The organism is Flavobacterium silvaticum (assembly GCF_012911565.1).
GTDB lineage: Bacteria > Bacteroidota > Bacteroidia > Flavobacteriales > Flavobacteriaceae > Flavobacterium > Flavobacterium silvaticum.
Genome location: NZ_JAAMPU010000041.1, coordinates 1 through 312, shown reverse-complemented (window position 1 = coordinate 312; position 312 = coordinate 1). Strand labels below are relative to the sequence as shown.

Annotated in this window: 1 protein-coding gene; it reads left to right on the top strand. The window is 57.4% G+C overall.

Features of this window, described 5'->3' with window-relative positions:
* On the top strand, positions 1 to 312 hold a 312-nt coding region (locus tag G6047_RS00140), incomplete at both ends, for a hypothetical protein (RefSeq protein WP_169525277.1).

Genomic DNA, 312 nt, shown 5'->3' with positions numbered 1-312 from the left:
GCCTTCTTGGGGCCACGGCCTATAAGTTCCGTGTGACCAACCAGACCGATTCATCGGTTCCGGGCCAGGTACAGGAGATCGAGCGTACGCAGAACTACTTCGCATTGACCATGCTTCCGTACTATTTCTACGGAACGACTTACAGTGTCGAGGTGGCCGTCAAGACCAACGGGGTGTTCTCGGGTTACGGAGCTCCGTGTCCGATCTCATCACCGGGGGTTCCGATGATCAACAACTGCGACCAGCACATGGCCCAGCAGAACAGCTACATCTCCACGGCGAGCCTGAACAAGGCCACGGCCTACCGTTTCG